The sequence below is a fragment of the Hydrogenophaga crocea genome, assembly GCF_011388215.1.
Taxonomy (GTDB): domain Bacteria; phylum Pseudomonadota; class Gammaproteobacteria; order Burkholderiales; family Burkholderiaceae_C; genus Hydrogenophaga; species Hydrogenophaga crocea.
Map to the genome: position 1 here is coordinate 984,854 of NZ_CP049989.1, position 23,254 is coordinate 1,008,107.

General features: G+C 73.4%; 21 protein-coding genes. 4 read left to right on the forward strand and 17 right to left on the reverse strand.

Annotated features, from left to right (window positions below; genetic code table 11):
* Nucleotides 1-8: 8 nt before the first annotated feature.
* The 9 genes from mnhG to G9Q37_RS04760 form a co-directional block, all read right to left on the reverse strand.
* Nucleotides 9-845 carry a monovalent cation/H(+) antiporter subunit G gene (gene mnhG, locus G9Q37_RS04720; protein WP_166225281.1) on the reverse strand — a complete coding sequence of 279 codons (837 nt, stop codon included), beginning with the start codon at nt 843-845 and terminating at the stop codon, nt 9-11.
* A complete protein-coding gene (locus tag G9Q37_RS04725) occupies nt 842-1,153 on the reverse strand; it encodes an MrpF/PhaF family protein (protein ID WP_166225283.1) in 312 nt (103 codons plus the stop codon). Before G9Q37_RS04725 ends, mnhG begins: the two co-directional genes overlap by 4 nt.
* Nucleotides 1,150-1,482: a Na+/H+ antiporter subunit E gene (locus tag G9Q37_RS04730; protein WP_166225286.1), complete on the reverse strand. Its 333-nt coding sequence runs from the start codon at nt 1,480-1,482 to the stop codon at nt 1,150-1,152. Before G9Q37_RS04730 ends, G9Q37_RS04725 begins: the two co-directional genes overlap by 4 nt.
* Nucleotides 1,479-3,044, reverse strand: a complete 1,566-nt coding sequence (locus G9Q37_RS04735; protein ID WP_166225289.1) for a Na+/H+ antiporter subunit D — start codon at nt 3,042-3,044, stop codon at nt 1,479-1,481. The genes G9Q37_RS04730 and G9Q37_RS04735 overlap by 4 nt, the downstream gene beginning before the upstream one ends.
* Entirely contained in the window at nt 3,041-3,403 is a 363-nt protein-coding gene (locus G9Q37_RS04740) for an NADH-quinone oxidoreductase subunit K (RefSeq protein ID WP_166225292.1), read from the reverse strand. Before G9Q37_RS04740 ends, G9Q37_RS04735 begins: the two co-directional genes overlap by 4 nt.
* 2 nt (nt 3,404-3,405) lie before the next feature.
* Nucleotides 3,406-3,819, reverse strand: a complete 414-nt coding sequence (locus G9Q37_RS04745; RefSeq protein ID WP_166225295.1) for an MnhB domain-containing protein — start codon at nt 3,817-3,819, stop codon at nt 3,406-3,408.
* Nucleotides 3,816-6,128 (reverse strand): hydrogen gas-evolving membrane-bound hydrogenase subunit E, encoded by a 2,313-nt coding sequence (gene mbhE, locus G9Q37_RS04750; protein ID WP_166225298.1) that lies wholly within the window; start codon nt 6,126-6,128, stop codon nt 3,816-3,818. The genes G9Q37_RS04745 and mbhE overlap by 4 nt, the downstream gene beginning before the upstream one ends.
* Nucleotides 6,129-6,240: 112 nt before the next feature.
* The gene (locus tag G9Q37_RS04755; RefSeq protein ID WP_166225301.1) at nt 6,241-7,956 is read right to left on the reverse strand and encodes an FAD-dependent oxidoreductase; all 1,716 of its coding nucleotides are present in this window, start codon (nt 7,954-7,956) and stop codon (nt 6,241-6,243) included.
* 11 nt (nt 7,957-7,967) lie between these two features.
* Entirely contained in the window at nt 7,968-8,960 is a 993-nt protein-coding gene (locus tag G9Q37_RS04760; protein WP_166225304.1) for a Bug family tripartite tricarboxylate transporter substrate binding protein, read from the reverse strand.
* 102 nt (nt 8,961-9,062) lie between these two features.
* Here G9Q37_RS04760 and G9Q37_RS04765 point away from each other — a divergent pair, with 102 nt between their 5' ends.
* Entirely contained in the window at nt 9,063-9,965 is a 903-nt protein-coding gene (locus G9Q37_RS04765) for a LysR family transcriptional regulator (protein ID WP_240936517.1), read from the forward strand.
* A gap of 17 nt (nt 9,966-9,982) precedes the next feature.
* Here the strand turns inward: G9Q37_RS04765 and G9Q37_RS04770 are convergent, their stop codons facing one another.
* The 3 genes from G9Q37_RS04770 to G9Q37_RS04780 are packed head-to-tail and all read right to left on the reverse strand — an operon-like array spanning nt 9,983 to nt 14,332.
* Nucleotides 9,983-11,215 carry an efflux RND transporter periplasmic adaptor subunit gene (locus G9Q37_RS04770; protein WP_166225306.1) on the reverse strand — a complete coding sequence of 411 codons (1,233 nt, stop codon included), beginning with the start codon at nt 11,213-11,215 and terminating at the stop codon, nt 9,983-9,985.
* Nucleotides 11,212-13,581, reverse strand: a complete 2,370-nt coding sequence (locus G9Q37_RS04775) for an ABC transporter permease (RefSeq protein WP_166225309.1) — start codon at nt 13,579-13,581, stop codon at nt 11,212-11,214. Before G9Q37_RS04775 ends, G9Q37_RS04770 begins: the two co-directional genes overlap by 4 nt.
* Nucleotides 13,582-13,591: 10 nt before the next feature.
* A complete protein-coding gene (locus tag G9Q37_RS04780) occupies nt 13,592-14,332 on the reverse strand; it encodes an ABC transporter ATP-binding protein (protein WP_166225312.1) in 741 nt (246 codons plus the stop codon).
* A gap of 87 nt (nt 14,333-14,419) precedes the next feature.
* Between G9Q37_RS04780 and G9Q37_RS04785 the strand changes: the two genes are divergently transcribed.
* Nucleotides 14,420-15,784 (forward strand): class II fumarate hydratase, encoded by a 1,365-nt coding sequence (locus G9Q37_RS04785; protein ID WP_166225315.1) that lies wholly within the window; start codon nt 14,420-14,422, stop codon nt 15,782-15,784.
* A 24-nt stretch (nt 15,785-15,808) separates the two neighbouring features.
* Here G9Q37_RS04785 and pcaF read toward each other — a convergent pair whose 3' ends face one another.
* From pcaF to G9Q37_RS04800, 3 genes are read right to left on the reverse strand one after another with little or no spacing between them, the layout of a single operon-like run.
* Nucleotides 15,809-17,017 (reverse strand): 3-oxoadipyl-CoA thiolase, encoded by a 1,209-nt coding sequence (pcaF, locus tag G9Q37_RS04790; protein ID WP_166225318.1) that lies wholly within the window; start codon nt 17,015-17,017, stop codon nt 15,809-15,811.
* Nucleotides 17,018-17,040: 23 nt separating this feature from the next.
* Nucleotides 17,041-17,703, reverse strand: coding sequence for a 3-oxoacid CoA-transferase subunit B (locus G9Q37_RS04795; protein WP_166225321.1), 663 nt, complete (start codon nt 17,701-17,703; stop codon nt 17,041-17,043).
* The gene (locus G9Q37_RS04800; RefSeq protein WP_166225324.1) at nt 17,700-18,416 is read right to left on the reverse strand and encodes a 3-oxoacid CoA-transferase subunit A; all 717 of its coding nucleotides are present in this window, start codon (nt 18,414-18,416) and stop codon (nt 17,700-17,702) included. Before G9Q37_RS04800 ends, G9Q37_RS04795 begins: the two co-directional genes overlap by 4 nt.
* A gap of 80 nt (nt 18,417-18,496) precedes the next feature.
* Between G9Q37_RS04800 and G9Q37_RS04805 the strand changes: the two genes are divergently transcribed.
* Nucleotides 18,497-19,303 carry an IclR family transcriptional regulator domain-containing protein gene (locus tag G9Q37_RS04805; protein ID WP_166225327.1) on the forward strand — a complete coding sequence of 269 codons (807 nt, stop codon included), beginning with the start codon at nt 18,497-18,499 and terminating at the stop codon, nt 19,301-19,303.
* A 15-nt stretch (nt 19,304-19,318) separates the two neighbouring features.
* On the opposite strand, the gene G9Q37_RS04810 is transcribed toward G9Q37_RS04805, so the two are convergent.
* A complete protein-coding gene (locus G9Q37_RS04810; RefSeq protein ID WP_166225330.1) occupies nt 19,319-20,140 on the reverse strand; it encodes an AraC family transcriptional regulator in 822 nt (273 codons plus the stop codon).
* Between the two features lie 52 nt (nt 20,141-20,192).
* Here G9Q37_RS04810 and G9Q37_RS04815 point away from each other — a divergent pair, with 52 nt between their 5' ends.
* The gene (locus tag G9Q37_RS04815) at nt 20,193-21,377 is read left to right on the forward strand and encodes an MFS transporter (RefSeq protein ID WP_166225333.1); all 1,185 of its coding nucleotides are present in this window, start codon (nt 20,193-20,195) and stop codon (nt 21,375-21,377) included.
* Here the strand turns inward: G9Q37_RS04815 and G9Q37_RS04820 are convergent.
* Nucleotides 21,350-23,158, reverse strand: a complete 1,809-nt coding sequence (locus tag G9Q37_RS04820; protein ID WP_166225336.1) for a hypothetical protein — start codon at nt 23,156-23,158, stop codon at nt 21,350-21,352. The two genes, G9Q37_RS04815 and G9Q37_RS04820, sit on opposite strands and share 28 nt — an antisense overlap.
* Between the last annotated feature and the right edge of the window lie 96 nt (nt 23,159-23,254).

Here is a 23,254-nt window from a genome sequence, read left to right on the forward strand (position 1 = left end):
CGTGCGGCTCAGCCCAGCACCCGCAAGGGCCGCGGCAGCGCGAGGTCCAGGCGCTGCGCCACGTCCACGCGCAGGCCGAGCACGCCCTGGTCGAACCAGGCCCCCGCCGCCAGCACGAGCTGGGTGTGGGCGTCGCAGCGCTCGCGCAGCAGCGCGCGCGGCGCGCCTTCGTCGAGGCGGGCGCTCCAGCGCAGCCCGCTGGCGCGCGCCGCGGCCTCGAAGCGCTGCAGCACGTCGGCCGCCGCGCGGCGCGCCTGGGCGATGCGGTGCTCGCGCATGCGCTGCGCGTGCCAGCCGGCGCCGATCGGCACCGGGCCCACGTTCTGCAGCCGCGGCACGTCGATCACGGCCACACCGTGCAGCTCGGCGCCGTGCCGCTGCGCCAGCAGCACCGCCTGCGCGATCGCGGCGTCGATGAAGGGGCCGTGCGCGAGCGCGAGCACCACGCGCTGCACCGGCGGGCCGTCCGCGTGGCCATCCCCATCCGCTTCGGCGTCCGGCTCGCCGGCGCGCGGCAGCACACCGGCCAGCGCGTCCTCGTGCGTGCCGCGCCACAGCGGCACGCCGCTCACGTAGCCCGCACGGCCGATCAGGTGGCCCGCCACCGGCGTGGTGAGCAGCAGGAACAGCACCGCCAGCGCGGCCTTGAGCCACACGCCGGGCTCGCCCAGCAGCGCGGCCACGCCCAGCAGCACCAGGCCGCTGCCGGCCACGCCGGCCTTGGTGGCGGCGTGCGTGCGCAGGAAAAAATCGGGCAGGCGCAGCACGCCCACGGCGGCCAGCAGGCACAGCAGCGCGCCGGCCAGCAGCAGCAGCGCGCCCAGGGTTTCGACCAGCGCGTTCATGGCATGTCTCCGGGCGCCTGCTGCGGCCCCTCGGCCAGCCGGCCGCGCGCGATGAAGCCCGCGAAAGCCACCGTGGCCAGGAAGCCCACCAGCGCCACGCCGAGCGCCACGTCCACGAAGGCCGGCGCGTCGGACACCAGCGCGGCCAGGCCCGCGGCGGCCACGCCGAGCAGGCCCAGCATGTCGAGCGCGATCACGCGGTCGGCCGCGGCCGGGCCGCGCACGATGCGCACGCCCGCCGCCAGCGCGGCTGCGGCCAGCAGCAGCGCGCTCAGGGCGATCACCGCCTGCAGCAGGGTGTCGTTCATTCCACGCACTCCTTCACGCGCCGCTCGAAGCCGCGCTGGATCTGGGCCACCGTGTCCTCGCCCAGGTGCAGGGCGTGCACGTAGAGCACGCGCCGGCGCGGGCACACGTGCAGGCTGGTGGTGCCGGGCGTGAGCGTGACCAGGTTGGCCAGTAAGGCCACGCCGAACTCGCTCTGCAGCGACAGCGGCACGGCCACGATGCCGCTGCGCTGCACCCGCTGCGGCCGCAGCACCGCCTGCACCACGTCGCGCACCGAGAACAGCAGCTCGCGCGCGAACAGGGCGGCCAGCACGCACCAGGCGCGCGCGCGTCCAAGCAGGGGTCTCATGGCAGCAGCTCCTCCGGCGGCGCAGGTGGGGCGGTCACGGGCGCCGCGTTCCCGAGCACCGCCTGCGTGTAGGCCTCGTGGCCCAGCAACTGGTCGGCCGAGCGCAGCGCGAAATCCACGAAGGGCTCGCTCCACAGGCCGATGGTGAGCGTGATGCCGGCCAGCGCCGCCACCGGCGCGAGCAGCAGCACGCGCTCGCGGCCGCGGTCGCGCCAGGCACCGGCGGCCTGCTGCGAGAGCGCGGTGGGCGCTTTCCAGAAGGCCTCGTTCCAGATCTTCAGCATCGAGTACAGCGTGAGCGCGCCCACCGCCAGCGCGGTCACCGCCAGTGCCACGTGCCCGGCCTCCAGGCTCGAGCGGATCACCACGAACTTGGCCCAGAAGCCCGACAGCGGCGGCAGGCCCGCGAGCGAGAGCGCGGGCACCACGAACAGCAGCGCGAGCAGGGGCGCGCTGCGGTGCAGGCCGCCGATGCGCTTGAGGTCGTAGGAGCCACCGGCCACGCGCAGCACGCCCGCGATCAGGAACAGGTTGGCCTTGACCACGATGTGGTGCAGCACGTAGAGCACCGCGCCCGCGATGGCCAGCGGCGTGGCCACGGCCAGGCCCACGAGCATGTAGCCGATCTGGCTCACGATGTGGAACGACAGGATGCGCCGCACGTCGTAGTGCGCGGCCGCGCCCAGCACGCCCGTGACCATGGTGAGCGCGGCCAGCACGCCCACCACCGGGCCGATGAGGCCGTGCACGCCCGCGAACACCAGGGTGAAGCAGCGCAGCAGCGCGTACACGCCGACCTTGGTGAGCAGCGCCGCGAAGATCGCCACCACCGGCGCGCTCGCCGTGTGGTACGCCGCGGGCAGCCAGAAGAACAGCGGGAACACCGCGGCCTTGGCGCCGAAGGCCAGCAGGAACAGCACCGCCAGCGTGGCCACCAGGCCCTGGTTCTGCACCTGCGGCAGGCTGCGCGCGAGGTCGGCCATGTTGAGCGTGCCGGTGAGGCCGTAGAGCAGGCCCACGCCGAGCAGGAACAGCGTGGTCACCAGCAGGTTGAGCACCACGTACTTCACGCCCGCGTCGAGCTGCGCGCGCGTGCCGCCCTGCACCAGCAGGCCGAACGAGGCGATCAGCATGATCTCGAACCACACGTAGAGGTTGAACAGGTCGCCCGTGAGGAAGGCGCCCGTCACGCCCAGCAGCAGGCCGTGGTAGAGCGGATGAAAACCCGCGCGCTCGCGTTCGCGCGCGCCGTCGGCCAGCGCGTAGACCGACACCGCCACCGCCATCAGCCCGGTGATGACCACCATGGCCGCGCTCAGCAGATCGGCCGCGAAGCTGATGCCGAAGGGCGCGGCCCAGTCGCCGAACTGGGTGGCGATCACCGCGCCGTCGAACACGGCGCCCAGCAGCAGCAGGCTCGCGAGCAGCAGGCCCGCACTGCCCAGCAGACTCACCGCGCGCTGGGCACGCGGCCGGCTGTGCAGCAGCGCGCACAGCGCGAGCGTGGCCAGCGGCACGGCCACGGGCAGCGTGAGCAGCAGGTGCGGCGACAACGGCGTCATGCTGTCTCTCCCCGGGCGGGCTCGGCCTCGCGCATGGCGTCGGGGTCGGTGGTGCCGAGCGCGTGGTGGGCGCGCTCGAACAGCACCACGGTGAAGGCCACGAGCGAGAACGAGATGACGATGGCCGTGAGGATCAGCGCCTGCGGCAGCGGGTTGGCGCTGACGGCCAGGCCGCTCGCGCCTTCGGGCACCAGCGGCGGCACGGCCGAACCCAGGCGGCCCGCCACGAAGATGGCCAGGTTCACCGCGTTGCCCAGCAGCAGCAGGCCCAGCACCATGCGCAGCAGGTGGCGCGACATCAGCAGGTAGAGCGCGGCCGCCAGCAGCACGCCGAAGGCCAGGGCGTAGAGGGTTTCCATGGTCAGGGGGCGGCGTCGTCGCCGAGGTAGAAGCCCACGAAGGCACAAACCGCGCCGAGCACCGCGAGGTACACGCCGATGTCGAACAGCAGCGTGGTGCCCAGGCCGAAGCCGTTGGGCCAGAAGTGCCACTGGTGCGTGAGGAAGGCGCTGTCACCCAGCAGCGCGGGCAGGCCCGAGAGCAGCGCGAGCACCAGGCCCGTGGCGGCAATGCCGGTGGGCGGCCAGCGCAGCGCGCGCAGCAGCGCCTCGCGCCCGCGCGGCAGCGCGTGCACCGTGAAGCCGGCCGCGGCCACCAGGCCGCCCACGAAGCCGCCGCCGGGCTCGTTGTGGCCGCGCCAGAGCAGGTAGAGCGAGAACAGCAGGGCCAGCGGCAGCAGCACGCGGCCGGCCACGGCCAGGATGGGCGAGTTCATTCGGTGTCCTCCGCTCGGTCGGCGGCGCGGCGGCGCGTGCCCGCGAGCACCGCGGCCGCGGCCAGCGCCGCGAGCGCGAGCACCGTGATCTCGCCCAGCGTGTCGAGCGCGCGGAAGTCCACGATGATCACGTTCACCAGGTTGCGGCCGTGGGCCTCGGGCACGCTCGCGGCGTGGAAGAAGTCGGACAGGCGCGCGTCGAAGGGTGTGGCCAGCACCGACAGCAGCACCAGCGTGGCCACCGCGGCGAAGCCGATCGCGATCAGCGCGTCGCGGCGGCGCTGGCCGGCCGGGCGCCGGTCGGGCGTGGCAAAGGGCATGCGCGCGACCACCGCCAATAGCACCACGATGGCCACGGCCTCGACCGAGAACTGGGTGAAGGCGAGGTCGGGCGCGCCGTGGAACAGGAACACCAGCGCGAGCCCGAAGCCCACCATGCCCGCGGCCACGATGCCGCGCACGAAGCCCTCGGCGCGCACCACCGCCAGCGCGGCCAGCACCAGCAGCGCGGGCAGCAGCGCGTGCAGCGAGGCCGCGCCGGCCAGCGAAGGCCAGGCCAGCGCGCCCTGCGTGAACAGCGTGGCGCCCAGGGCCAGGCCCACCACCGCGAGCGTGGCCCCCACGTAGCGGCGCAGGCTGCCGCTCTGGATGCGCTGCGTCTGCCAGGTGGCCAGGCGCGCAAGGCCGTTCATGGCGCGGTCGTAGGCGGCATCGGGCCCGTGGCGGCGGATCGCCTCGCGCGCCACCAGCACGCGGTGCAGCCGGTCCCAGCCGCGCAGGATCGCCAGGCCCAGTGCGAAGGTCAGCGCGCTCAGCGCGAGCATGGGCGTGAGCCCGTGCCACAGCGACAGCGTGGCGCCGGTGGCGTGGCCGGCCACCGCGCTGGCGGCGCTGGCCACCAGCGCGCCCGCCAGGCCCGGGGCCAGGCCGAGCACCAGGCCCAGCGCGGCCAGCAGCGCGGGGCCCAGCCACAGCGCCAGCGGCGGGTCGTGCGGCGTCTGCGGCGTGGGCCGCAGCGGGCCCCAGAAGGTGCGCACCGTGACCACGCCGGCCACGGCCACCATCACCGCGTTGGCCGCGATGGCGATGGCCACCGGCAGCCACGAAGCGGTGGCGGTGAGCTGGGCCTCGTACACCAGTTCCTTGGCCACGAAGCCCACGAAGGGCGGCAGGCCCGCCATGGACAGGCCCGCGAGCAGCGCGATGCCCGCGGTCAGCGGCATGCGCCGCGCCAGGCCGCGCAGCTGCGTGCTGTCGCGCGTGCCGGCCTCGTGGTCGACGATGCCGGCCACCATGAACAGGCAGGCCTTGTAGAGCGCGTGCACGATGAGGAAGGCCACCAGCGCGGACGCGGCCAGCGGGTGCGGCAGGGCGATCAGCGTGACCAGCGTGCCCAGCGACACCACGGTGGAGTAGGCGAGCACGCGCTTGAGGTCGGTCTCGCGCAGCGAGAGCAGCGCGCCGGTGAGCATGGTGGCCAGGCCCGCGGTGAGCAGCAGGCCGGTCCACAGGGCGTGTTCGCCGAAGGCCGGGTTGAGCCGCGCGAGCAGGTACACGCCGAGCTTGACCATGGTGGCCGAGTGCAGGAAGGCCGACACCGGCGTGGGCGCGACCATGGCGTTGGGCAGCCAGGCGTGCAGCGGCACCTGGGCCGACTTGGCGAACGCGCCCAGCGCCACCAGCACGATGATCCAGGGCGCGGCGGGCAGTTCGGCCAGGCTGCCCATGGCCAGCAGCTCGGACACGCGCAGCGTGCCCGTGGCCTGGCCCAGCAGCACCGCGCCCGCGAGCAGCGCGAGCCCGCCGCCCACGGTGATCAGCAGGCCCTGCTGGGCCGAGCGGCGCGAGGCCGCCTGCTCGGGCGTGAAGCCGATCAGCAGGAAGGACGCGAGGCTGGTGAGCTCCCAGAACACCAGCAGCGCGATCAGGTCGTCGGCCAGCACCGCACCCAGCATGGCGCCCATGAACAGCGTGAGCCGCGCGAAGAAGCGCGCGAGGTCGGCGTGGCCGTGCAGGTAGCGCGCGGCGTACAGGAAGATGAACGTGCCGATGCCGGTGATCAGCAGCGCGAACAGCAGCGACAGGCCGTCGGCGCGCAGCGCGAGCGAAATGCCCAGGCTCGGGATCCAGGGCCAGAGCTCGACCACGGCGCCGCTGTCTCGCACCGGCGCCCAGCGCGTGGCGAAGACCACGAACAGCGCCGCGGGCAGCAGCCAGGCCAGGCCGGCGAGCGCGGCGCGCCAGCGCAGCAAGGCCCACAGCACGGGGGCACCGAGCAGGGCAAGGGCAACGGCAAGGGTGAGGGGCATGGGCGGTCCGGGCTAGGTACTGCCCGAACAGCGCAAGCGCCGTGCCGGACCGCTGGCGCGGCCCGGGGCGTTTCAGATCAAGGACTTGCCGGCGCGCGCGCGGCCCGCGTGTTCAGGAAACTGAACGTTCGGCCTCGGCCACGTTGCCCGGGGTGAACGCGCTGCCCGGTGCGGCGCCGCGCAAGCGCTGCACCAGCGCGGCCGCGTCGGCGGGCACGGCCTGGCCGCGCCAGACCACGTGCTGGTCGGGCCGGCACAGCAGCAGCGCGTGGCGGTACTCGGCCGGGCGCGCGGCTTCGGCCGACACGTCGAGCACCCGCAGCGGCACGCCCGCGGCGGCCGCGGCCTCGGTGAGGGCCGCGGCGTCGGCGCCGGGCCGGGTGACCAGCAAGGTGTAGCCGGGGCCGAAGGCGTCGTAGAGCGAGCGGCCGTCGGCCAGCCAGAAGTGCGGCGCGCGGCAGCCCGGCACGGTGGACGGCGTGAAGTCGCCCATGGAGTAGGGCGGCGGCGCTTCACCGTCGCCCGCGATGATGGGCGAGCCGCTGTAGTAGTAGCCGAAGTTCAGGCCCGCGCAGCAGAACTGCTGCACGTTGAGCCGGTAGGCCTCGTCGCCGATGCGCGCGCGCTCGGCCGCGCCCGCGGCGTCGTCGGCCTCGATGTTGGGCGGCACCGCGCTGCGCGCCTTGATCATCTTCTGCGCGTGGTCCATGGCGAAGCGCGAGACCTGCTCGGTGATGGGCTGGCGCTCGGCCTCGTAGGCGTCGAGCATGGCCGGGTCGGCCCAGCCCTGGACCTGCGCGGCCAGCAGCCACGAGAGGTTGAGCGCGTCGGCGATGCCGGCGTTCATGCCGTAGCCCGCGTAGGGCACCCACAGGTGCGCGGCGTCGCCGGCAATGAACACGCGGCGGTCGCGGAAGCGGTTGGCCACCAGGCGGCGGCCCACCCAGTCTTCGCGCGAGATCACCTCGTACTCGAAATCGGCGCCCACGCCCAGGATGTGGCGGATGCTCTGGTCGCGGTCGACCGCGTCGAACTCGGTCTCGTGCGGATGCAGGTGGTTGTGCACCAGCCAGGTCTCGCGGCCGTCGATGGCGAACACCGTGCCGCAGCGGCGCGGGTTCACCGCGTAGTAGCACCAGGCGCGCTCGCCGGGCAGGCGCTCGAGCAGGCCGGGCGCGCGGATGTGGGTGGACTGCACGCGCTGGATCACCGCCGTGCCCTCGAACTGCGCGCCGATCGCCTTGCGCACGCCCGAAGAGCCGCCGTCGCAGCCCACCAGGTAGCGCGCGCGCACGCGCCGGGGCGCACCGCCGTCGAGCGCTTGCAGCGTGGCGTTCACGCCCTGCGCGTCCTGTTCGAAACCGTCCATGCGCGTGCGGTTGAGCAGCGTCACGCCGGGCAGGGCCGCGGCGTGTTCGAGCAGGATGGGTTCGAGGTAGATCTGGTTGATGCGGTGCGGCGGCTCGGGCGTGGGCCACCAGGTGTCGGGGCCGCCGTTGTCGGTGAAGCGTTCGAGCCGGTTCGGGATGGGGATGCGCGTGAGCTCCAGGCCCGTCATCGTGGTGCGGAACACCACGTCGTTGGGGTGCTCGTCGGGCAGGCCGGCGCGGCGCAGCTTGTCGGCCACGCCGAGCTGGCGAAAGCGCTCCATGGTGCGCGCCGCGACGTGGTTGCACTTGACGCTGGGCGGCTCCATGTAGGCGCGCAGCTCGGCCACGGTGACGCGCAGGCCGCGGCCCGCGAGGTCCATGGCGAGCGTGAGGCCCACGGGGCCCGCGCCCACCACGAGCACGTCGGTGTCGAAAGCATCGGTAGCGGGGGTGTGCATGGCGGAGGGTTTCATTCGAGCTTGATGCCGGCGTTGCGGATCACCTGGCCCCACTTCACGGTTTCGCTGCGGATGTAGTCGCCGAAGGCCTTGGGGGTGGAGGGCGCGGGTTCCACGCCGATGTTGCGGACGCTGGCCTGGATGGCCGGGTCGTTGAGCGCGTCCACGATGGCCGCGTTGAGCTTGTTCACGATGGCGTCGGGCGTGGCCGCGGGCGCGACGATGCCGAACCAGCCCACCGATTCGTAGCCCGGCAGTCCGGCCTCGGCCACGGTGGGCACATCGGGCAGCGCGGGCACGCGTTTGGCGCTCGTGACCGAGTAGGCGATCAGCTTGCCCGCGCGCACGTGCTGCAGCGCGGCGGGCAGGTCGGTCACCGCGAGCGGGATCTGGCCGGCCAGCGCGTCGACCGCGGCCGGGCCCGATCCGCGGTAGGCGATCTGCGTGATCTTCACGCCCGCCATCTGCTCGAACAGCGAGGCCGTGAGGTGCATGGCCGTGCCGTTGCCGCCGTGGCCCAGGCTCACCTTGGCGGGCTCGCGCTTGGCCAGCGCGATCAGCTCGGCCTGGGTGCGCGCGCCCAGCGAGGGGTGGCCCACCAGCACGAAGGGAATCATGGCCACCAGCGAGACCGGCTTGAAATCCTTCACCGGGTCGTAGGGCATCTGCGGGTACAGGCTCACGTTGGCCGACAGGCCGCCCGCGGCGCCCAGGCCCAGGGTGTGGCCGTCGGGTTCGGCCTTGGCCACGGCGGCCAGACCGATGTTGCCGCCCGCACCGGGGCGGTTCTCGATCACCAGGGGCTGGCCGAGCTTGGCGCTCACGTGCGGGCCGATGGCGCGCACGATGGCGTCCGAACTGCCGCCCGGCGGGAAGGTGACGATCACGCGGATCGGCTTGGTCGGCCAGGCCGGTTCCTGGGCGGCGGCGGTGCCGTGCAGCGCGAGCAGCGCCGCGGCGGCCAGGGTGGCGCGCAGCGCGTGGCGCCGGGTGGGTGCGGTCATGGTCTTGTCTCCTGGTGTTGTTCGGCGATCGCAGCACCCATTGCATCCGCTTCGCATTCATGCGTAAAGTGAAACTTATCGAACGATTGACAAGTTTTTCTCGTGAATACCGACACCCGCTTCCTGCCCACCATGCGCCAGCTGCGCGCTTTCGCCGCCGTGTACCACCTGCGCAAGGTGAGCGCCGCGGCCGAGCAGCTCGCGGTCACGCAGTCGGCGGTGAGCCTGTCGCTGCGCCAGCTCGAAGACGGCCTGGGCGCGCGCCTGTTCGAGCGCACCACGCGCACGCTGGAGCCCACGCAGGCGGCGCACGAGGCCATCGTGCTGGCCGAGCGCATCCTGCGCGATGCCGACACCCTGGGCGCGGGCATGCGCGAGTTGTCGGCGCTGCGCCGCGGCCGCGTGGCGCTGGCCATCACGCCCACGTTGGCCGAGCTGCTGCTGCCCGAGGCTCTGCTGCGCTTTCGAGAGCGCCACCCGGGCATCCATGTGGCCGTGGACGATTGCGCGCCCGACCAGTTCGTGGCCCGCGTGGTGGGCGCGCAGGCCGATTTCGGCATCGGCGTGCCCGAGCAGGCCGGCGCCGACGTGGACACCGAGACCCTGGTGCGCGACCACCTCGCGCTGGTGTGCCACCCCACGCACCCGCTGGCCGCGCGGCGCCGGCTGCGCTGGGCCGATCTGGCCGAGCAGGCGCTGATCACCGTGCGACCCGGCTACGGCGTGCGGCCGCTGATCGATGCCAGCGCCGCGCGCGCGGGCGTGCGGCTGCGCGTGGTGCACGAGGTGAGCTTTCTGTCGACCGCGCTGTGGATGGCGCGCGCCGGCCTGGCCGCGGCCATCATGCCCGCGGCCTATGCGCGCACCGCGCCCGCGGGCGCGCTCGCGGTGCGGCCGCTGTCGGCGCCACGCGTGTCGCGCGACATCTGCATCGTCACCCGGCGCGGCCGGGGCCTCACGCCCCCGGCGCTGGCGCTGGTGGAACAGATCCGGGCCACGCTGTAGCGCTGCTGGCCCGCGCCTCAGCGCTCCACCACCCGCTGGCCTTCGACCACCCCGTTGCCCGGGTACAGCACCACGCGTTCGCCGGGCTGCAGACCGCTTTCGACCACCGCGTGCTCGGGGCCGCGCGCGCCTGGCGTGACCGGGCGCAGGCGCGCGCGCGACGCGCCATCGACCACGAACACGCGCCAGCGGCCGTTCTCGCGCAGCAGGGCGGCCGTGGGCACGAGCAGCGCGTCGCGCAGCGCGAGCGTGACGATGCGCGCGTCCACGCGGTAGCCGTCACCGAGCGCGCGGCGTTCCGGCCAGGGCTCGTCGAGCGCGATGCGCAGGTTCACGCGCTGCTCCTCGATGCCCAGCGCCGAGACCTTGGTGAAGGCCACGGGCTCCACGCGCGCCACGTGGGCGCGCAGGGTGGGCAGACCGGCGCCGATCTGCAGCGTCACGGGCGCGCCCTCGGGCACGCGCGCTGCGTCGCCCGAGAGCAGGTCCACCACGGCCTCCAGGCGCTCGGTGTCGCCGATGTCGAGCAGCGCCTGGCCTGCGGACACCGGACCTTCGCTGTCGCGGTGCAGCGTGATCACGCGCCCCGCGACCGGGCTGCGCAGCGTCCACAGACCGCTGTCGGCGCGGCCGCCATCGGCCAGCGAGAGCGCGGCCTGGGCCTCGCTGCGCGCAAACGCGGCCACGCGGCGCTCGGCCTGCGCCGCGGCCACCGCCTGCTGGGCCTGGCGTTGCGCGAGTTCGGCCTGTTCGCGCGCGGCCGGCGAGACGAAGTGCGCATCGGCCAGCGCCTGCTGGCGCTGCAGGTCCAGCCGCGCCTGCGTGAGCGCGACCTGCTGGCGCGCCACCTGGGCGTCGGCCGCGGCCAGCGCGGCCTGCGCGCTGCCCAGGCGCTGCTGCAGCACGGCGCGCGTGCGCGCGTCAATCAGGCCCGGGGCCACGGGGCGCAGCACCAGCACCGCCTCGCCGGCGGCCACGTTGTCGCCCACGCGCAGGCCGGGGCGCTGCAGTTCACCGGCCGTGGGCGAGGCCAGCGTGTAGCGCTGCTGCAGCCGCAGCACGCCGTCTTCTTCGATCGTCTGCTCGAAGGGGCCGCGCTGCACGGTGGCGCTCTGCACCGGCAGCGGCGCGGGCCGCAGGGCCCAGGCGAGCAGGGCGGCGAGGGCCAGCGCGGCGGCGCCGATCGGCAGCCAGCGGCGCCACGGGAAAGCAGGGGAGGTGGGGGAGGTGGGAGAGGCAGAAGCGTTCATTCGCGCACCTTGAGAACGGCCACGAGGTCGAAGCGGTCGACCCGGCGGCGCACCAGCAGGGCGCTGGCCGCGCCCGCGGCCAGCACGATGATCGCGGCCCAGGCGTAGGTGGCGGGCGCGATGACGACGGGGAATTCGATGTTGTCGGAGGACATGAGGCGCATCAGCAGCGCGGCCAGGCCGCGGCCCGCGAGCAGGCCCAGCGGCAGCGCCAGCAGCAGCTCGAACGCGAGCTGGCCCAGCAGCAGCACCGAGACCTCGCCGCGCGTCATGCCCAGCACGCGCAGGCTGGCCAGGTCCCAGGCGCGTTCGGACAGCGCGATGCGCGCGGCGTTGTAGGTGATGCCCACGGCCATGGCCACCGCGAACAGCGTGAGGATGGCGCTGAACGCGCCCATGTTGTAGGAGGTGCGTTCGTCGAAGGCGCGCTGCACCGAGCGCTTGTCGAACACCGCGGCCACGCCCGGCGTGGCCTTGATCGCGGCCCAGAACGCGGGCAGCGCGCTGTCGTCGACCAGCAGCGCGGCGTCGGACAGGCCGGCGCCGTCGCGCGTGGCGCGGTGCAGCGCGGGCAGCGACATCCAGGCCTGCTGGCCCATCAGCGTGTGCACCACGGCCACCACCGGCAGCTCCACCTGTTCGCGGTTGCCCACGCGAAACGCCACGGTGACGCGGTCGCCCGCCTGTGCACCGATGTCGCGCGCGAGCAGCTGCGACAGCACGATGCCCTCGTCGGGCAGCGCCACCGGGCCCCGGCGCGCGTCGACCACCGGCAACAGCGGCGCGTGCGGCGGCAGTCCGGTGAGCGCGACCTCGCGCGAGCGTGCGCCGCGCAGCACCCGCACCGGCTCGCTGCGGTAGGCCTCGGCCATCAGCACGCCGGGCAGGCGGCGCAGCTCGGCCGCCACCGCGGGCGCGGCGTGGGGCTGGAAATGCAGCACCACGTTGCCGGGCTGCACCTGGCGGAACTGCACGTCTTCGATGTGGGCGATGGCGTCGAGCCAGAACGCGCCCGCGATCTGCAGGGCCATGGCCATGGCCACGCCGGCCACCGTGAAGGCGCTGCGCCAGGGGCGGTTCTCCACATCGCGCAGCACCATGAGCGCGCGGGCGCGCACCCGCGCCCCCGGGGCCAGGCGCTCGGCCAGCGTGCGCCGGTAGGCGGGCGGCGCGGGCGGCTGCATGGCCTGGGCCGGGCGCAGCCGCACCACGGCGCGGATCGCGGTCCACGCGCCCAGCGCGGCGGCCGCGGCGGCGACCGCCACCGCCACGCCCACCAGCGGCGCGGACGTGCGATAGGCCAGCGCGTCGAAGCGGAACACCGGCTCGTACAGGCCCAGCATGGCGCGCCCGATCAGCCCGCTGAGCGCCAGACCGGCGACCACGCCCAGCCCGGCCACCAGCAGCGCCATGCCGACGTAGTGGGCCGCGATCGCGCCGTCGCCATAGCCCAGGGCCTTGAGCGAAGCGATCTGCGCGCGCTGCGTGGCGACCTGGCGTGCCAGCACGCCGTTGAGGATGAACATGGCCACCGCAAGGAAGATCGCTGGCAGCACCGTGCCCATCACGCGCAACTGGTCGAGCTCATCGTCGACCACGCGCGCCGAGAGCTGGTCGCGCCGCAGCACCGCACCCAGCGAGCCATAGGGTTCGAGCAGGCGGTCGAGCGCGGCCACCACGGCGGGTTCGCTGGCGCCCGGCTCCAGCCGCAGCACCGCCTGGTTGAAGGCGCCGCGCAGGTCGAGCAGCTCGGCCAGGCGGCGCGCGTCCACCCACCAGATGCCGAAGCTGCGCTCGTCGGGCGCGCCGCCGCTGCCCGCGAACACGTACTCGGGCGAGATCGCCAGGCCCACCACCTGCACCGCCAGCAGCCGGCCGTTGAGCACGGCGTGCACGCGCGCGCCCGGGCGCAGGCCTCGGGCGCGCGCGAAGCTCTCGCTCACCACGGCCTCCAGCGCCGGGCCGGCCTCGGGCCAGCGGCCCTCGCGCAGCCGCGTGGCATTGAGGGCCTGGGTGCCCAGCGGCGCGCGCACCAGGTCGAGCGCCACGAAGCGGCCGGTCACGGGCGCGCCCGGGTCGCCGAGGTCGATCTGCGCGTCGAAGGCCAGGCCGGTCTGCACCTCGGCCACGCCATCGATGGCGGCCACGCGCGCGGCCAGCGCGGTGGGCGCGCGCTTGAGGCTCACGGACACGTCGGCCAGGCGGTGGCTGCGGTAGAAGTCGTCGCGCGCCTGCAGCAGCGAGGCATGCACCGAGAACAGGCCCACGAACCCTCCCACCCCGATGGCCACCACCAGCGCGATGGTCAGCACCTGCGAGCGCAGGTTCCACAGGTCGCGCCAGAGCTTGAGGTTGAGCGCCCGCATGGCCACGCGCTCACCACTGCAGCGCCGCGGCCGGCACGCGCGCCGGGTTGGGCCGGTCTTCGACGATGCGGCCGTCGGCCAGGCGCAGCACGCGGTGCGCCATCTGCGCGATTGGCGCGTTGTGCGTGATGACCACGGTGGTGGTGCCGAGCTCGGCGTTGACGCGCTCGATGGCCTGCAGCACGCGCACGCCGGTGGCGCAGTCGAGCGCGCCGGTGGGCTCGTCGCACAGCAGCACCGCGGGGCGCTTGGCGATGGCGCGCGCGATCGCCACGCGCTGCTGCTCGCCGCCCGAGAGCTGGGCCGCGAAGTGGTTCATGCGCTCGGCCAACCCGACCAGGGCCAGCGCGTCCTCGGGCGCCATGGGGTCGGCCACGAGTTCGGTCACCAGGGCCACGTTCTCGCGCGCGGTGAGGCTGGGAATGAGGTTGTAGAACTGGAACACGAAGCCCACGTGTTCACGCCGGTAGGCCGTGAGCTCGGCGTCGCTGGCGCCGGTGAGCTCGCGCGTGCGGCCCGCGTGGGTCCACTGCGCGGTGCCGCTGCTGGCCGAATCGAGCCCGCCCAGGATGTTGAGCAGCGTGCTCTTGCCGCTGCCCGAGGCGCCCAGCAGCACCACGAACTCGCCGCGGTGGATGTCGAGGTCGACGCCGCGCAGCGCGTGCACGGCCGTCGGGCCGTCACCGTAGGTCTTGGTGAGGCCGCGCGCGCGAAAGACCGGGGGCGGGACCGGGGGCGGGGCATCGGGCATGCACCTCATTGCAGCATGGGCACCGGCGCGCGCGGTTGACGCTGATCAAGCCTTGGGGCACGGTGTCGCTTTGCCTGGAGGTGGGCCATGGACGCCGATTCCGCTGTGGCCAGTGCGGCCGCGCGCACCGAACACGATGCCTGGGGGGCGATTCACATCCCGGCGGGCGTGCCCTGGGGCGCGCAGACCCAGCGCGCGCTGGAACACTTCGCCATCTCCACCGAGCGCATGCCGCGCGAGCTGGTGCATGCGATGGCATTGGTCAAGCGCTGCGCCGCGCAGGTGAACGCGGCGCTGGGCGCGCTCGATCCGCCCGTGGCCCAGGCGATCGCCGAGGCCGCCGACGCGGTGATGGCCGGCCGCTGGGACGACGCCTTTCCGCTCGCGGTGTGGCAGAGCGGCTCGGGCACGCAGAGCCACATGAACATGAACGAGGTGCTCGCGCACCTGGCCTCGACGCCGCAGCGCACCGTGCACCCCAACGACGATGTGAACCGGGGCCAGTCGTCCAACGACGTGGTGCCCACGGCCATCCACCTGGCGGCGCTGCTGGGCGTGGAGCGCGCGCTGTTGCCCGCGCTCGACGCGCTGCGCGAGGCGATCCAGGCGCAGGCCGCGCGCGTGACCGATGTGCTCAAGACCGGCCGCACCCACCTGCAGACCGCGCTGCCGCTCACGCTCGCGCAGGAAATGGGCGCCTGGGCCGCGCAGCTTGTGCAGGCGCGCCGGGGCATCGAACAGGCGGCGCAGGCCGCTCAGGGCCTGGCCATCGGCGGCACCGCGGTGGGCAGCGGCGCCAATACGCATCCGCAGTTCGGCGAGCGCATGGTGCAGGCCCTGGCCGCCGCCACGGGCCTGGCGCTGCGCCGCGCCGACGACGCCTTCGCCGCCCAGGCCGCGCACGACGCGCTGCTGGGCCTGCACGCCAGCCTGCGCGTGCTGGCCGTGGCGCTGCGCAAGATCGCCGACGATGTGCGCTGGATGGGCAGCCCCTGGCTCGGCGAGTTGCGCCTGCCCGCGAACGAGCCGGGCAGTTCCATCATGCCGGGCAAGGTCAACCCCACGCAGAGCGAATCGCTGCTGATGGTGACGGCCCAGGTGATGGGCAACGACGTGACCATCGGCTTCGCGGCCACGCTCGCGCAGTTCCAGATGCACGCGGCCAAGCCGGTGCTCGCGCTCAACCTGCTGCAGAGCATCCGGCTGCTGGCCGACGGCATGCGCAGCTTCGAGCGCCACTGCCTGCGCGGCCTGGAACCCGAGCGCGAGCGCATCGCGGCGGCGCTCTCGCCGGCCATGCTGCAGGCCACGCGGCTGGCGCGCCACATCGGCCACGAAGCGGCGGCCGTGCTCTACCGCGAAGCGCAGGCCACGGGCCGGCCGCTGCGCGAGCTGGCGGTCGAGCGCGGCGCGCTCAGCGCCGCGCAGTTCGACGACTGGGTGAAAGGCTGAAAGAAGGGCCCAACGGCGGGCGGATCAGACCCGCTCGACGATCAGCGCGATGCCCTGGCCCACGCCGATGCACATGGTGCACAGCGCGTAGCGGCCGCCGGTGGTGTGCAGGCGGTTCACCGCGGTGGTGACCAGGCGCGCGCCGCTGGCGCCCAGCGGGTGGCCCAGCGCGATCGCGCCGCCCCAGGCGTTCACGCGCTCGTCGTCGTCTTTCAGGCCGAGCTGGCGCAGCACCGCGATGCCCTGCGCGGCAAAGGCCTCGTTGAGTTCGATCACGTCGAGCTGCGCGAGCGTGAGGCCGGTGAGGGCCAGCACCTTCTCGGTGGCGGGCGCGGGGCCGATGCCCATGATGCGCGGCGCCACGCCGGCCGTGGCCATGCCCACCACACGCGCCTTGGGGCTCAGGCCGTTCTTCGCGGCGCTGGCCTCGTCGGCCAGCAGCAGCGCGCACGAGCCGTCGTTCACGCCGCTGGCGTTGCCCGCGGTCACCGAGCCCTCGGGCTTGACCACGCCCTTGAGCTTGGCCAGCGCTTCCAGGCTGGTCTCGCGCGGGTGCTCGTCCTTATCGACGATCACCGGGTCGCCCTTTTTCTGCGGGATGCTCACCGGCACGATCTCGCGCGCGAGGTGGCCGGCCTTTTGCGCGGCCACGGCCTTGAGCTGGCTGGCCAGGGCCATGCGGTCCTGGGCCTCGCGCTCGATCTTGAAATCGACGGCCACGTTCTCGGCCGTCTCGGGCATGGAATCGACACCGTACCGCGCCTTCATGAGCTTGTTCACGAAGCGCCAGCCGATGGTGGTGTCGTAGACCGCGTTGGCGCGGCTGAAGGCGCTCTCGGCCTTGGGCATCACGAAGGGGGCGCGGCTCATGCTCTCCACGCCGCCCGCGATCATCAGGCCCGCTTCACCGGCCTTGATGGCGCGCGCCGCGCTGCCCACGGCGTCCAGGCCCGAGCCACAGAGGCGGTTAATGGTGGCGCCGGCCACCTCGATCGGCAGGCCCGCGAGCAGCGCGGCCATGCGCGCCACGTTGCGGTTGTCCTCGCCGGCCTGGTTGGCGCAGCCGTAGAGCACATCGGTGACGCTGGCCCAGTCCACGCTGGGGTTGCGCTCCATCAGCGCCTTGATGGGGATCGCGGCGAGGTCGTCGGTGCGCACGCTGGAGAGCGCGCCGCCGTAACGGCCGAAGGGGGTGCGGATGGCGTCGCAGATGAAGGCTTGGCGTTGGGTCATGAAGGCTCCGGGGAAAAAACGGTTCAGGCCGCGGGGGCGGCAGGGGCTGCGATCGGCAGGCCCACCAGGCGCTGCAGCTCGTCGAGCGTGAGGCCCTCGACCGCGTCGATCAGGCGCAGGCCCTGGGGCGTGCACTCGAGCGTGGCGAGGTCGCTGTAGATGCGCTTGACGCAGGCGATGCCCGTGAGCGGGTAGCTGCATTGCGCCACCACCTTGCTCGCGCCCTGCTTGGTGAGCAGGTCCATCATCACCCAGGTCTGCTTGGCGCCGATGGCCAGGTCCATGGCGCCGCCCACCGCGGGGATGCTGCCGGGCTCGCCGGTGCTCCAGTTGGCCAGGTCGCCCGTGGCCGAAACCTGGAAGGCGCCGAGCACGCAGATGTCCAGGTGGCCGCCGCGCATCATGCCGAAGCTGTCGGCGTGGTGGAAAAACGCGCCGCCGGCGAGCAGCGTGACGGGCTGCTTGCCCGCGTTGATGAGGTCGTAGTCTTCGTGGCCCGCGGCGGGCGCAGGACCCATGCCGAGGATGCCGTTCTCGCTGTGCAGGATCACCTCGCGCCCGGCGGGGATGTGGTTGGCCACCAGCGTGGGCTGGCCGATGCCCAGGTTCACATAGGCGCCGTCGTGGATGTCTTGTGCGACGCGCTTCGCGAGCTCGTCTTTGGTGCGGCGGGTGTAGCTGCTCATGCGGCTTCCTTGAAACCACCCGCGGCCGTGGCCACGCGCGGGATCTGCACGACGGCGCTCACGTGGATGCCGGGGGTGACGACGGTCTCGGGGTCGAGCGCGCCGAGCTCGGCGATCTCGAACACGCTGGCCACGGTGCGCCTGGCCGCGGTGGCCATCACCGGGCCGAAGTTGCGCGCGGCCTTGCGGTAGGTGAGGTTGCCCCAGCGGTCGCCGCGCTCGGCCTTGATCAGCGCCACGTCGCCGTGGATCGGGTACTCGAGCACATAGGGCCGGCCGTTGATGATCCGGGTTTCCTTGGGGCTGCCGTCGGCGTTCTTCGCCAGTTCGGTGCCGTAGCCCGTGGGCGTGAAGAACGCGCCCACGCCCGCGCCCGCGGCGCGCAGCCGCTCGGCCAGGTTGCCCTGCGGCACCAGTTCGAGCTCGAGCTGGCCACTGCGGTACAGGCCGTCGAACACGTGGCTGTCGGCCTGGCGCGGAAAGCTGCAGATGATCTTGCGCACGCGGCCGGTCTTGAGCAGGGCGGCCAGGCCGTGGTCGCCGTTGCCGGCGTTGTTGTTCACCACGGTCAGCTCGCGCGCGCCCTGTTCGATCAGGCCGTCGATGAGTTCGTTGGGAATGCCCGCGGTGCCGAAGCCGCCGATCAGCACGGTGGCGCCGTCGCGCACACCCTGCAGGGCTTCGGCCACCGAGGTGGCGATCTTGTTGATCAAGGGGGTCTCCGGGTGGGGATGTGTTCTAATGACGAACACTTGTTCGATTGACGAATCATTCTAAGCGCCGCGCCCCGACCATGGCAACCCACGCCCACCGCGCCCCCGACGCGCCCACGCCCGGCGACGGCTATGTGCAGTCGTTCGCGCGCGGGCTCGAGGTGATCCGCTCGTTCAACGCCGAGGCGCCCGAGCAGACGCTGTCGGAAGTGGCCGCGCGCAGCGGCCTCACGCGTGCGGGGGCGCGCCGCATCCTGCTCACGCTGCAGGCGCTGGGGTATGTGGAAAGCGATGGCAAGCTCTACCGGCTCACGCCGCGCATCCTCGACCTGGGCTTTGCCTACCTCACGTCCATGCCGATCTGGAACCTGGCCGAGCCGGTGATGGAGCGGCTCTCGGACAGCGTGGGCGAGAGCTGTTCGGCCGCGGTGCTCGACGGCGCCGACATCGTCTACGTGCTGCGCGTGCACACGCACAAGATCGTGGCGCTCAACCTCAACGTGGGCACGCGGCTGCCGGCCTGGTGCACCTCGCTGGGCCGGGTGCTGCTCGCGGGGCTCGACGACACGGCGGTGAAGGCGCGGCTGAAGGCGAGCGCGATCCAGGCCAACACGCGCCACACCGAGACCGATCCGGCCGAACTGCTGGCGCGCGTCCAGCAGGTGCGCCGCCAGGGCTGGGCGCTGGTGAACCAGGAGCTCGAAGAGGGTCTGATCTCGATCGCCGCGCCGGTGCGCAGCCGCACGGGGCAGGTGGTGGCCGCGCTCAACGTCTCGGGCCAGGCCAACCGCACCAACGCCACGGTGATGAAGGAGCAGCTGCTGCCGCGGCTGCGCGAGGCGGCGGACGAGGTGTCGGCCTTGCTGGCGAGGACGGGGCGGCGCTGAGGGCCCGCGCCCGGCTCACCGCGTACCCAACACCCCCCGCGGCGCACACCCGAACTGCTTGGCGAACATCTTGCCGAAGGCCGATGCGCTGCCGTAGCCGAGCTGGTCGGCCAGTTGCCCCACGTTCAGCCCCTGGTCGGCCAGCGCGAAGGCGCGCATCAGCCGCAGCTGCTGGCGCCAGCGGTGCAGGCTGAGCCCGGTTTCCTGCGGGAACAGGCGGATCACGCTGCGTTCGGACAGGCCCACGCGCCGCCCGAGCTCGGCGATCGGCTGGGTGTTGCCCGGGTCGGCGATCAGCAGCCGGCACAGGCGCGCCAGGCGCTTGTCGGTGGGCAGCCTCAGCGACAGCGGCCGGCGCTCGAGCCGGCCCACCTCGTCGACGATCAGGTCCATCACCCGGCCCTCGGGGCTGTAGAGCCCGTAGGCCGGCGGGATCGACATGGCCCGCAGGATCAGCTCGCGCAGCAGCGGCGTCACCGCGAGCACGTGGCAGTCCTCGTCCTGCCCGGGCACGGTGCCGGTCCAGAAGTAGAGCGTGCGCATTTCCACCGCCGTGTCCATGCGGATCTCGTGCTCCACCTGCGCGGGCATCCACATGGCGTGGCTGGGCGGGATGGTCCAGAGCACGCCCCGGGCGCGGATGGTCATGACGCCCTGGGTCGCGTAGATGAGCTGGTCGCGGTCGTGGCGGTGGGCGGCGATGACCACGCCCGCGGGATCGGAGCGCGCGAGCGCGGCCACCGGGCGCGGCGCGCGGTTGGCGGCCTGGGCGTTCGGGTGGGGGCTGGCGGGCGCGGCACGCGGCGCGCGATCGGAGGTTGGCGGTTCTGGACGCATATCTGGCGGTCTTGATTGTGCCGGCCATCGCGCGGCCCCCGAAGATCGCGCCATGCACAACCGACCGACGCAGATCCTCCTCAACATCGGGCACGCGCTCGACCACCTGATGCTGCTGATCTTCGCCACCGCGGTCACCCGCATCGCGGCCGATTTCGGGCTCGCGCGCTGGGAAGACCTCATGCCCTATGGCGTGGCGGCGTTCTTCTTCTTCGGCGTGGGCTCGCTGCCCGCGGGCAAGCTGGGCGACCAGTGGGGCCGGCGCAAGATGATGCTGGTGTTCTTCTTCGGCATGGGCCTGGCGTCGCTGCTCGTGGCGGCCACGCAGACGCCGCTGCAGATGGCGTTTGCGCTCGCGCTGCTCGGGGCCTTCGCGTCCATCTACCACCCGGTGGGCATTCCCATGCTGGTGCAGGGCGCGCCGCGGCCGGGCTGGACCATCGGCGTCAACGGCCTCGCGGGCAACCTCGGCGTGGCCGGGGCGGCCGTGGCCACGGGCTTTCTCATGCAGTACGCGGGCTGGCGCACGGCCTTCGTGGTGCCGGGCCTGGTGTGCCTGGCGTGCGGCCTGCTGTTCGCGCTGCACGGCACGCGCGAAGCCGCCGCGCCCGCCGCGAAGAAAAAGGCCGCAGGCCACGCGCCCCACGGCGTGTCGCTGGCGCGGCTGTTCCTGGTGATGACCATGGCCGCCACCAGCGGCAGCCTGCTGTTCAACCTGTCCACCAACGCGAACTTCGAGCTGCTCACCGACCGGCTGCAGGGCATCGCGCAAGACCCCGCGCGCATCGGCGTGCTGCTGGCCGCCGTGTACACCGCGGCCTCGGTCACGCAGCTCGTGGTGGGCTACCTGATCGATCGCCACGCGCTCAAGACGCTCTACATGGGCGTGATCGCGATCCAGGCGCTGCTGCTGGTGCTGGCCACCACGCTCAGCGGCTGGGCGTTCCTGGCCATCCAGTTCCTGTTCATGGCGGCCATCTTCGGCGCCATTCCGTTCACCGACGCGCTGATCGTGCGCTACGTGGACGACGCCATGCGCTCGCGCGTGGCGGGCATGCGGCTCGCGGTGTCGCTGGGGGCGAGTTCGGTGGCGGTGTGGCTGATCGGGCCGGTGGTGAAGAACGCGGGCTTCACCGCGCTGCTGGGCGTGATGGCCGCGACCTCGGTGGTCACGCTGCTGGTGCTCACGCAGTTGCCGGGCGCGCCCGTTCAGGGGGCGGCCGCGCACCAGCGGTAGACCTCGCCCTGCCAGCGCTGCGCGAAGCCCGCGGGGCAGTCGCCCGCGGCGATCGGCAGCACGAGGTCTTTCAGGCCCTGGGCGCGCGCGTAATCGCCCCAGGCGGCGGCCTGGGCGGGCAGGGCGCGCACGGCGGCGTAGCGCGCACTCCACTGCGCGTGGAAGGCCGGCGCCCACATGGCGGCGGCGCCCTGTTTCCAGTCGACCCAGACCGGGTGCCGGGTGCGCGAGAAGAAGGGCTCGAAGCTGCGGTCCAGCGGCACCAGGAACACGCGGTCCGCGGGCGCGGCCCGCACCGCCGCCACGAGCGCGTCGAGGTCGCGCGTCTGGGCCGTCACCGGCACCTTGGGCGGGCGGTGGTAGGCCGCATGCAGGTGCGTGGCGGCGGTGATCAGCACGAGCAGCGCGAGCGCCAGCGTGCGCGCGGCCTCGCCGCGCCGCCACAGCCACAGGAACACGGGCAGGGCCAGCCAGCGCAGCGTGTGCAGCGCGCCGCCGGCCTGGCTCCAGAGGTCGAAGCCCAGCATGGCGAGCGCGAGCGCGGCCACGGCCCAGGGCGCGGCGCGATGCAGCGCCGCGTGCGCGCCCCAGCGCGCCTGGCCCATCAGCACCGCCAGGCCCAGGCCCGCCACGGCGAGCAGCAACTCGGCCGGCTCGCGCACGCCGTCGAGCAAGCCCAGCAGCACCAGCAGGCCGAGCACCGCGCGCGCCGGTTCGCGCGCCTGCGCGGCCAGCGCCGTGCCCGCGGCCAGCATCAGCACCACCGAGAAGAACTGGATCAGGCCGTCGATGCGCAGCAGGTGCAGGTTGAACACCAGCCGGTGCGGCCAGGCGTAGGGCAGCACCAGGCCCACGGCGAAGACGGCCAGCGGGACCAGCAGCGCGGTGCGCCAGAAACGCGGCGCGGGCAGCACCGCGGTGGCCAGCCCGCCGCCCGCCAGCAGCAGGCCGAACTGCACCGCCTTGCGGCGGTCGATCGCTTCGGCCAGGAAGTGGTCGGGGTAGTAGAGGCGGATGTAGGCGAGGTAGTCGAAGTCCACCACGGCGCCGTGCAGGGTCTGCCCGATCGCGAGCAGCACCGGCGTGGCCGCCAGCAGCCAGCCCGCGGCCAGGCGCGCCACGGGCGCGGGGCGCCAGGCCTCGGCGCCGGCCTGCCACCACAGCGCGGCCAGCACCGCCAGCAGCCAGAGGCCCACGAAGGCGTTGATGGCGAAGCAGATGCCCGCGCACAACCCCGCCAGCAGCCAGCGGCGCGACTGCATCGCCAGCAGCGCGCCCAGCAGCGGGCCCCAGGTCATCTCGGAGTGCGAGAAGTAGCCGATGAAGAGGCCATGGTCGCCGATGGGGGACGAGCCCGATATCCAGGGGCTGCACACCGTGGCCAGCAGCGCCAGCGCGGCCAGGCGCGGCGTGCCCAGCAGGCGCGCCTGCCACAGCGCCAGCGCCACGATGGCCGCGGCGCGCGACAGCGCGTAGGCGATGTGCATGTCGCGCTCCAGCGTTTCGGGCGAGGTCAGCCCCTGCATGAGCATCCACACGCCCGAGCGGAAGTGGCGCAGCGACTGCGTGAAGGCGTCGTTCGCGAGTTCGGGCGCGTCGAACCAGCGCAGCGCGAGCGGGATGTGGAAGACGTTGTTGCCGATGCCGAAGGTGAAGCCCGTGAACACCAGCGAGAGCGCCAGGGCCCCGAGGGCCGCGGCCCAGAGCAGGGGGGCGCGGGCTGCGCCGGGCGTGGGCGGGGGGGCGAAGTGGCCGGCGGCGTCGGTGCGCGTTGCGCTCATGTCGGAACCTGTTCTGTCCGCGGCTGATGGCGCCCGGCGGCGCGCGAAATGCTATCACGCACCCCCCTCTGAAAAACTGATTTCCGCGCGCCGGGT

Excerpts from the sequence above, each read along its gene's own strand:
- mnhG (WP_166225281.1), bottom strand. The coding sequence starts at position 845 with ATGAACGCGCTGGTCGAAACCCTGGGCGCGCTGCTGCTGCTGGCCGGC.
- G9Q37_RS04725 (WP_166225283.1), bottom strand. The coding sequence starts at position 1,153 with ATGAACGACACCCTGCTGCAGGCGGTGATCGCCCTGAGCGCGCTGCTG.
- G9Q37_RS04730 (WP_166225286.1), bottom strand. The coding sequence starts at position 1,482 with ATGAGACCCCTGCTTGGACGCGCGCGCGCCTGGTGCGTGCTGGCCGCC.
- G9Q37_RS04735 (WP_166225289.1), bottom strand. The coding sequence starts at position 3,044 with ATGACGCCGTTGTCGCCGCACCTGCTGCTCACGCTGCCCGTGGCCGTG.
- G9Q37_RS04740 (WP_166225292.1), bottom strand. The coding sequence starts at position 3,403 with ATGGAAACCCTCTACGCCCTGGCCTTCGGCGTGCTGCTGGCGGCCGCG.
- G9Q37_RS04745 (WP_166225295.1), bottom strand. The coding sequence starts at position 3,819 with ATGAACTCGCCCATCCTGGCCGTGGCCGGCCGCGTGCTGCTGCCGCTG.
- mbhE (WP_166225298.1), bottom strand. The coding sequence starts at position 6,128 with ATGCCCCTCACCCTTGCCGTTGCCCTTGCCCTGCTCGGTGCCCCCGTG.
- G9Q37_RS04755 (WP_166225301.1), bottom strand. The coding sequence starts at position 7,956 with ATGCACACCCCCGCTACCGATGCTTTCGACACCGACGTGCTCGTGGTG.
- G9Q37_RS04760 (WP_166225304.1), bottom strand. The coding sequence starts at position 8,960 with ATGACCGCACCCACCCGGCGCCACGCGCTGCGCGCCACCCTGGCCGCC.
- G9Q37_RS04770 (WP_166225306.1), bottom strand. The coding sequence starts at position 11,215 with ATGAACGCTTCTGCCTCTCCCACCTCCCCCACCTCCCCTGCTTTCCCG.
- G9Q37_RS04775 (WP_166225309.1), bottom strand. The coding sequence starts at position 13,581 with ATGCGGGCGCTCAACCTCAAGCTCTGGCGCGACCTGTGGAACCTGCGC.
- G9Q37_RS04780 (WP_166225312.1), bottom strand. The coding sequence starts at position 14,332 with ATGCCCGATGCCCCGCCCCCGGTCCCGCCCCCGGTCTTTCGCGCGCGC.
- G9Q37_RS04785 (WP_166225315.1), top strand. The coding sequence starts at position 14,420 with ATGGACGCCGATTCCGCTGTGGCCAGTGCGGCCGCGCGCACCGAACAC.
- pcaF (WP_166225318.1), bottom strand. The coding sequence starts at position 17,017 with ATGACCCAACGCCAAGCCTTCATCTGCGACGCCATCCGCACCCCCTTC.
- G9Q37_RS04795 (WP_166225321.1), bottom strand. The coding sequence starts at position 17,703 with ATGAGCAGCTACACCCGCCGCACCAAAGACGAGCTCGCGAAGCGCGTC.
- G9Q37_RS04805 (WP_166225327.1), top strand. The coding sequence starts at position 18,497 with ATGGCAACCCACGCCCACCGCGCCCCCGACGCGCCCACGCCCGGCGAC.
- G9Q37_RS04810 (WP_166225330.1), bottom strand. The coding sequence starts at position 20,140 with ATGCGTCCAGAACCGCCAACCTCCGATCGCGCGCCGCGTGCCGCGCCC.
- G9Q37_RS04815 (WP_166225333.1), top strand. The coding sequence starts at position 20,193 with ATGCACAACCGACCGACGCAGATCCTCCTCAACATCGGGCACGCGCTC.
- G9Q37_RS04820 (WP_166225336.1), bottom strand. The coding sequence starts at position 23,158 with ATGAGCGCAACGCGCACCGACGCCGCCGGCCACTTCGCCCCCCCGCCC.